This is a genomic window from Variovorax sp. J22P240 (assembly GCF_030316855.1).
Classification (GTDB): Bacteria; Pseudomonadota; Gammaproteobacteria; order Burkholderiales; family Burkholderiaceae_C; genus Variovorax.
The window spans coordinates 44320-52002 of record NZ_JASZYR010000025.1 but is presented as its reverse complement, the minus strand read 5'-3'; the positions used below and the strand labels follow the sequence as shown (position 1 = coordinate 52002).

The window sequence follows — 7683 nt, the reverse complement described above, 5'->3', positions numbered from 1 at the left end:
CGTGGCGGCGGGCATGGATCCGGCCAACCTGCCCGAGGGCGATCTGAAGACCATGAACTTCGGCGGTGGCGATGGCAGCAAGGCCAAGGCCTGGAAGGACATCTGGGGTTCGGGCCAAGGCATTGGCGCGGTCACCGAGGTCGCGAGCGCCGCGGCCTTCATCGAGAAACTCAAGCGCGAATACCAGGAAGCGCGTAGCCGCCTTGCAGTCTGAGCGCGTGACCATGGGCACTCCCGTGCCAGCTTCCCTGGGGCGCATGCCCCTTCTCGACGCGGTGAAGGGCATTGCTTGCGCCGTGATCGTCGCGCATCACCTCTCGCGCTACGGTCCCATGCCAGAGGGCGCGTCTACGCTCGCGCCAGCGTTGTTCGATTGGTTGGCGGAAGACGGACGGCTGGCCGTCCAGGTGTTCCTGGTGCTGGCCGGTTTCCTGGCTGCAGGGAGCCTCGCGCCCGATGGCGTCCTGCGCGTCGATCGGCCGCTGGTGCGTGTCTTCCAGCGCTACGGGCGGTTGGTCATGCCGTATCTCGTGGCGCTGATCTTGAGTGTGCTGGTCGCCGCCCTGGTCCGCCCGTGGCTCGATGACGAGGCCGTGCCCGCACCGCCGGGCATGGCGCAGTTGCTGGCGCACGGGTTGTTGCTGCAGGACCTCCTTGGCTACGACGCCTTGTCGACCGGCGTGTGGTACGTCGCCATCGACTTCCAGCTCTTCGTCCTCGCGCTCGCAGCGATCGCTTTGTCGGAGCTGATGCAGCGGCGCTGGTCCGTGCGGCCCGAGCGATCACGCTGGCTGGTCGCGGGGCTCGTGCTGGCGCTGGTCATCGCTTCGCTGGCGGTGTTCAACCGACACGAGGAGCTCGACACCACGGCGCTGTACTTCTTCGGCTCCTATGGACTGGGCATGCTGGTTTTCTGGATCGGAAGAGCGACTCGGACCAGCACCTGGGCCTTTTCCGTCGTCTTGCTGGCATTGCTCGGTGCCGCGGCGTTGGCGCTCGATTGGCGCAGCCGCATCGCGACGGCGCTGGTCACTGCCCTCTGCGTCGCCATCGTCCAGCACCTCGACGGGCTGAAGCCTGCCGCCTGGCCGTCGATGGGCGAGCCGCTGGTGCGACTGGGGCGTATCTCGTATTCGCTGTTCCTCATCCACTTCCCGGTGCTCTTGCTGGTGAGCGCAGTGGTGAGCCGGTTGATGCCTGCAACGCCCTGGATCGACTTGCTGGGACTTCTCGTCACCTTTGCGCTGTCGATCGCGGCGGCCTTGTTTCTGTATCGCTGGGTCGAATCGCGGCCTGCCACCTGGCGCGCGGTGCTGGGCCTGTTTGCGGGCCTGCTGGCCTGTGGGCTGGTGTTTTCGAGCTAGTCTAGCGGGCGCGCAGGGCCCCGCCCTGGTCCCGGCCGGAGAGCGCCTTCGCGTAGTGTTCCGCGAATCGCAGCGCCACGGATTCCCAGTCGTAGCGCTTGGCTTTGCGTTGCGCGGCGCTCGACATCGCCTCGCAGCGCGCCGGGTCCAGGCTGGTGATCTCGCGCACCGTGGCGAGATCCTTCGGGCCGTTGTCGAAGTCGAGAAAGAAGCCGGTCTCTGACTTGTCGACGAAGCCGTTGATCGGCTCGATGTCGCGGCAAACCACGATCTTGCCTGCCGCCATTGCCTCGACGATGCCGATGCCGAAGCCTTCGTATTCGCTGCCCGTGATGAACACGGTGCGTTGCTGCAGTTCCTGCAGCAGGGCCGCATCTTCGATGTACGGATGCATCCGGACCGAGTCGCCCAACTGGAGAGCGTCGATCCGGGCCCGCAGTGATTCACCCAGCTTGTCGAAATCGGGGCCGGCGATCAGCAGGTCGATCGCGATGCCGTTGTCCCTCGCCAGGGCGACCGTGTCGATGACCGCATCGATGCGCTTGTTGCGCGACCACCGGCCCCAGTAGATCCAGCGGGTCGGGTCCGGCGTGCCGGTCGTGCGGCCGCTCTGGAACTTGCCGAAGTTGATGCCGGTTTCGTTCTTCGCGATGTTGTCCGAATAGCGGGCGAAGTAGACCATGTCCGAATCGCTGCCGGCCAGGACCTTGCGGTAGTGCCGCAACAGTCTGCGCATCAGGAAGCGCTCGTGGAGCCACTTGAATGCCTCGTGCTGCCTGGTGTGATGAAAGCCGCCATGCGTGCTCAAGACCGCCGGAACGTTTCGACACTGAAGGATGATGTTGGTCGTCAGCACCATCAGATGCGGGTCGTGCACGTGCAGCAGGTCGTAGCCGGCCGCCAGCCGCCCCAGCCCTCGTGCATAGCCCACGAGGCGGTTGCCGGTCACCGGCACGCGATACACCTTGAGGCCGTCCATCTCGCTCACCGAGAAGGCTGCATGGTTTGCCGAGACATGGGCAACGTCCACCTGCGTGCCGCCGCGCGAAATGCGCGTCGCGAGTTCACGCACGAAGGATTCGATACCCCCGATTTCCGGAAAGTAGGTCGGCGTGATGGAAAGGATCTTCAATTGGCGTTCTCCGTCGATCGACACTGGAGCTTAGCGGTTGCGTCATGGGGATTTGGCATTCTGGTGCGGGCTTTGCGGCGAAGATCGTCGACGCAGCGCGACATCTCTTATGATTGCCGAGTTTTCAGTAAATACTGAAATTACACGAATTCAAAAAGTGAACCAACCCGCTTCGACTTCCGGCTTGCGCTCCCTCGACTCTCCAGGGCTGGGGAGCCTGGTTCAGGGCTTCGCGGCGCTGCTGTGGATACCGCAAGCGGCACTGCTGGCGTGGGCCGTGCAGCGGCTGGGCGAAGGCGAAGGCGAAGGCGTCGACATGGTTGCCGGCCCCGCGGCAGGCATCCTTCTGTTGGGCTTGCTGCGAGCAATCTGCGAAGCCTGGGGCATGCGTTGCGTCTATGCGGCAGCCCGCTCGCAGTTGTCCGTTCTGCGTGCGGGAGTGGCCGCCGCGCTCGCCGCGCGCTCGCCACTCGACAGTGCGCGGCCTGCTTCGGGACTCGCCGCCAGCGTGATTGCCGAGCAGGCCGAGGCCGTGGTGCCCTACTTGGTGCGCTACGGCCCGGCCCGCTGGCGCGCAACGGTTGTTCCGCTGGTGATCGTGGTGGCCGTCGCGAGCCTGTCGTGGGTTGCAGCGCTGGTGTTGCTGATCGCGGCGCCGCTGATCCCGATCTTCATGGCGATCGTCGGCTGGCGAGCCAAGGCCGCGAGCGAGGCACAGCTGATCGAAGTGGGCGACATGAACGCATTCCTGCTCGACCGCCTTCGAGGGCTGGCGACGCTGCGCGCCCTCGGCGCCATCGACGCCACCGCCCGAAGACTGGGCGAGGCAGCGAGAAGCCTGCGCGAACGAACGATGGTGGTGCTTCGCATCGCTTTCTTGTCGTCCGCCGTGCTGGAGCTGTTCTCAGCGCTGGGTGTCGCCATGGTGGCGGCGTATGTCGGCTTCCATCTGCTGGGGACCTTCGAATTCGGCACCTGGGGCGTTCGCCTGAGCCTGGGCCAGGGCATGTTCATCCTGCTGCTGGCGCCTGCATTCTTCGAGCCGCTGCGCGAGCTGTCGGCGGTGTGGCATGACCGCGCGGCCGGCGAGGCGGCGCTCGATTCGCTTGAAGGCCTTGCGCGCGATGGCGTGCCGCTGCCGGGTGCGCAAGCGACCGCGTCGCAGCAAGGCCTGGCTGTGGCAGGTGCGCCGTCGATCCGTATCCACGGATTGCGTTTCGCTCACGCCGGCGAGCATGCCTTCTTCGAAGGCTACGACCTGCGTGTCGCTGCGGGCGAGCATGTTGCGTTGTTGGGCCCGAGCGGCTCGGGCAAGACGGCCCTGCTGAGCTTGATTGCCGGTCTGGTGCCCGTTCAGCAGGGCGAGATCGTGATCGGCGGCGTGCCGCTGTCGGACCGCACGGCCGTCGCGCTGCGCGGTCGCATGGCGTGGATGGGCCAGAAGCCGCACGTGTTCGCGGGCTCCGTTCAGGCCAACGTCGCGATGGGACGTGCAGGCGTCCACACGCCGCAGGTTGAAGTTGCGATGCAGTTTGCGGCCCTGGACGGCGTGGCCCAGGCGCACCCCAGCGGCGCGCTGGGGGAGGGCGGCACCGGACTTTCCGGCGGCGAGTCCGTGCGGCTGGCGCTGGCGCGCGTTGCCGCCCATTCCGATGCCGACCTTCTGCTGGTCGACGAGCCGACTGCCCACCTCGACACCGAAACCGCGGAGCGCGTGGCCGATGCACTGCTCGAACTCGCGCGCGGAAAGACCCTGATCGTGGCGACGCACGACCCCGTGCTCGCCGCGCGAATGCACCGCGTGATTCGCCTGGATGCAGTGCTCGAAGAGGAGGCCGCGTGAAGCTCTGGCGCGATCTTCGTCCGGTCATCGTTCCCTTCCTGGCCGCGGAGCCCGGCCGGCTCGCGCTGGGTGCTGCGATGGCTGCGCTGACCGTGTTGATGGGCATGGCGCTGCTGGGTCTCTCGGGATGGTTCATCACCGCCACGGCGCTCGCGGGTCTCAACGCCATGACGGCGATCCGCTTCGACGTGTTCATGCCATCGGCAGGCATTCGCTTGCTCGCTCTGGGACGCACGGCATCGCGCTACGGTGAGCGGCTCGTCACCCATGACGCCACCTTCGCCGTGCTGGCCGCACTGCGCGAGCGGCTCTTCCGCGGATGGGCGCGTCCCGATGCCGCGCGCCAATTGCTGGCACGTCCCGCGCGATTGCTGTTCCGCCTCACGGCCGACATCGATGCGCTCGAGTCGCTCTATCTGCGCATGCTCGTGCCGGGTGGCGCAGCGTTCGGCGCCGCATTGTTGGCGGGCATCGTGCTCGGCTTCATGAGCCCATGGATGGGCGTGGCGCTCGCGCTCTGGTTGATCGGCGCCGGCTGGGGCATCGCATTGGTGGCCGCGGCGCGTGCGCAGCCCGCCGCGGTCCGGCGTGCACAGGCGATGGAAGCCTTGCGCGCGCGCGCCGTGGATCTGGTGGCGGGCCAGACGGAACTGGTCATGGCTGGCAGGATCGATGCGCAGTGCGAAGCGCTCGCCGCGGCGGATCGCCATCTGGCCCAGGCCGACCTGGTGCTCAATCGTCTGGAGGCCGGAACAGGCATGGCCTACGGCATGGCGGGCACGCTGACATTGGCAGGGGTGCTGATCGCAGTGGGTTGGCTCGTCGGCGAGGGCTCGATCGGAGCGCCGGCCGCGGCGCTCGCGCTGTTGGTTGCGCTGACTGCCATCGAGCCCTTCGCCGCCTTGCGTCGCGGCGCGCTCGAAGCCGGTCGTTCCTGGTTGGCGGCCCGGCGCTTGGCGCCTCGCATGGCGCAGCAGGAGGCGCCCGCTCTGGCCGTGACCGGCAAGCTCGGCGAAGGCTATGCACTGCAAATGACCGAAGCCACTGTGGCCCATCCCGGTAGTCGCGCCGCCGCATTGCACAAGGTCTCATTGACTCTGTCCTCAGGAGAGCGTGTAGCGCTCATAGGCCCCAGCGGCGCCGGCAAGTCCACCTTGCTCGCGGCCCTGGCGGGCGAACTGCCGCTGCAATGCGGCAGCGTCCGTGTCCAGCCGCACTGCCTGCTGACCCAACGCACGGAGCTTTTCCAGGACAGCCTGCGCGACAACCTCAGGCTGGCCGACCCCAATGCGGACGACGCCCGAATCTGGCGCGCGCTGCAATTGGCCGGCCTCGCGCAGGAAGTGAAGGCGATGGCTTCGGGACTCGATACCCCGCTCGGCGAGGGCGGCCTGGGACTTTCCGGCGGCCAGTCGCGACGCTTGGCGCTGGCACGGCTGCTGCTGCGAAACGTACCCTTTTGGCTGATGGACGAGCCGACCGAAGCGTTGGACACTGCGACGGCGCACGATGTGCTGCAGCGCCTCGAAGTCCAAGCCGCAGGTCAAACGCTCCTGATCGCGACCCACCTGCGGCGCGAGGCCGCCCTGGCAGATCGCCTGGTCTGCATGAAGGAAGGCCGCATCGCGGCGGACTTGAAGCGCGGCACCCCCGCCTTCGATGCCGCACTGAGCGCGCTGCGGCCGGACTGAGATACGAGCGATAGGCAAGAACACGAAAGGAACCCCATGGACTTCGACATCGTCGCCCTGTCACGATTGCAGTTCGCCCTCACGGCGCTGTATCACTTCCTGTTTGTCCCGCTGACCATTGGCCTCGCCGTGCTCCTCGCGATCATGGAGACGGTCTATGTCATGACCGGCCGCACCATCTGGCGCGACATGACCAAGTTCTGGGGCGTGCTCTTCGGCATCAACTTCGCGATGGGCGTTGCAACCGGCATCGTCATGGAGTTCCAGTTCGGCATGAACTGGAGCTACTACAGCCACTACGTGGGCGACGTCTTCGGGGCGCCGCTCGCGATCGAAGGGCTGATGGCCTTCTTCCTCGAAGCGAGCTTCGTCGGGCTGTTCTTCTTCGGCTGGGACAAGTTGTCGAAGGTGGCCCACCTGATCGTCACCTGGCTGGTGGCCATCGGCTCCAACTTTTCGGCGCTGTGGATCCTGATCGCCAATGGCTGGATGCAGAACCCCGTGGGCGCAGCCTTCAACCCGCAGACCCTGCGCATGGAGGTGACGGACTTCTTCGAGGTGCTGGTCAACCCGGTGGCGCAGGCCAAGTTCGTGCACACCGTATCGGCGGGCTACACGGTGGCGTCCATCTTCGTGCTCGGCGTGTCGGCCTGGTACGTGCTGAAGGGCCGCCATCTGCAGTTGGCGAAGCGCTCGATGACGGTGGCTGCCTCGTTCGGCCTCGCGGCCTCCCTCTCGGTGGTCCTGCTGGGCGACGAGAGCGGTTACCTCTCGACCGAACACCAGAAGATGAAGGTCGCCGCGCTGGAGGCGATGTGGAAGACCGAGCCCGCGCCAGCGGCCTTCACGGCCTTCGGATTCCCCGACCAGCGGACCCGCGAGACGCACTTTGCCGTTCATATCCCGATGCTGCTGGGTCTGATCGGCACGCGCTCTCTCACCACCGAGATTCCCGGCATCGACGACCTGGTGCATCGCGCCGAGTTGAACATCCGCGTCGGCATCTCGGCCTACGACGCCCTGCAGCAGATACGCGAAGCCGGCAGCACGGGCGCGGTACCGGAATCGGCCCGCAACATCTTCGAGCAGAACGGGCACGCGTTGGGCTACGCGCTGCTTCTCAAGCGCTACGTGGACGACCCGCGGAAGGCAACACCCGAACAGGTCGCGCAGGCGGCCCAGGACACCGTGCCCGCGGTGGCGCAGCTGTACTGGTCCTTCCGCATCATGGTCGGGCTCGGCATGTTCTTCATCGTGCTCACGGCCACCTTCTTCGTGCTCTCGGCACGGCGCAAGCTCGACGCCTACCCCTGGCTCCTCAAGGTGGCGGTCTTCGCCATTCCCTTGCCGTGGCTGGCCGCCGAGCTGGGCTGGATCGTGGCCGAGGTCGGACGCCAGCCGTGGGTGATCGAAGGCGTGCTTCCGACCGCGGTCGCCGTGTCGAATCTGGGCGCCACCACGCTGCTGATCACCATCCTCGGCTTCGCGCTCGTCTACACGATCCTCATCGTCATCGAGATGAAGCTCATGCTTAAGGCGATCCGCAAGGGCCCGAAGGAACATCCCGTGCCGGCGCCCTCGGTCTACCGCGCCGAAGCCGACCCCGAGCTGACCGCACTTCGGTCCACGCCCCTTTCCGCCGACTGAACCCGG

5 protein-coding genes and 1 pseudogene are annotated in these 7683 nt (G+C 66.6%); 5 read left to right on the top strand and 1 reads right to left on the bottom strand.

Annotated elements, in window-relative coordinates:
• Nucleotides 1–214 (top strand): annotated as a pseudogene (locus QTI24_RS30170) (nitronate monooxygenase); the annotation flags it as partial.
• Between the two features lie 43 nt (nt 215–257).
• A complete protein-coding gene (locus QTI24_RS30165; RefSeq protein ID WP_286605497.1) occupies nt 258–1364 on the top strand; it encodes an acyltransferase family protein in 1107 nt (368 codons plus the stop codon).
• Between the two features lies 1 nt (nt 1365).
• On the opposite strand, the gene QTI24_RS30160 is transcribed toward QTI24_RS30165, so the two are convergent.
• Nucleotides 1366–2496: a glycosyltransferase family 4 protein gene (locus QTI24_RS30160; protein ID WP_286605496.1), complete on the bottom strand. Its 1131-nt coding sequence runs from the start codon at nt 2494–2496 to the stop codon at nt 1366–1368.
• Between the two features lie 109 nt (nt 2497–2605).
• On the opposite strand from QTI24_RS30160, the gene cydD reads away from it, so the two are divergent.
• Genes cydD through QTI24_RS30145 form a run of 3 tightly spaced genes read left to right on the top strand, consistent with a single transcriptional unit; the run spans nt 2606 to nt 7677 of the window.
• Nucleotides 2606–4339: a thiol reductant ABC exporter subunit CydD gene (gene cydD / locus QTI24_RS30155; RefSeq protein WP_503011330.1), complete on the top strand. Its 1734-nt coding sequence runs from the start codon at nt 2606–2608 to the stop codon at nt 4337–4339.
• On the top strand, nt 4336–6030 hold the full coding sequence (locus tag QTI24_RS30150; protein ID WP_503011329.1) for an amino acid ABC transporter ATP-binding/permease protein: 1695 nt from the start codon (nt 4336–4338) through the stop codon (nt 6028–6030). Before cydD ends, QTI24_RS30150 begins: the two co-directional genes overlap by 4 nt.
• A gap of 36 nt (nt 6031–6066) precedes the next feature.
• Nucleotides 6067–7677 (top strand): cytochrome ubiquinol oxidase subunit I, encoded by a 1611-nt coding sequence (locus QTI24_RS30145; protein ID WP_286605493.1) that lies wholly within the window; start codon nt 6067–6069, stop codon nt 7675–7677.
• Nucleotides 7678–7683 lie beyond the last annotated feature (6 nt).

Coding starts and splice junctions, on each gene's coding strand:
- QTI24_RS30145 (WP_286605493.1), top strand. CDS start 6,067: ATGGACTTCGACATCGTCGCCCTGTCACGATTGCAGTTCGCCCTCACG.
- QTI24_RS30165 (WP_286605497.1), top strand. CDS start 258: ATGCCCCTTCTCGACGCGGTGAAGGGCATTGCTTGCGCCGTGATCGTC.
- cydD (WP_503011330.1), top strand. CDS start 2,606: ATGATTGCCGAGTTTTCAGTAAATACTGAAATTACACGAATTCAAAAA.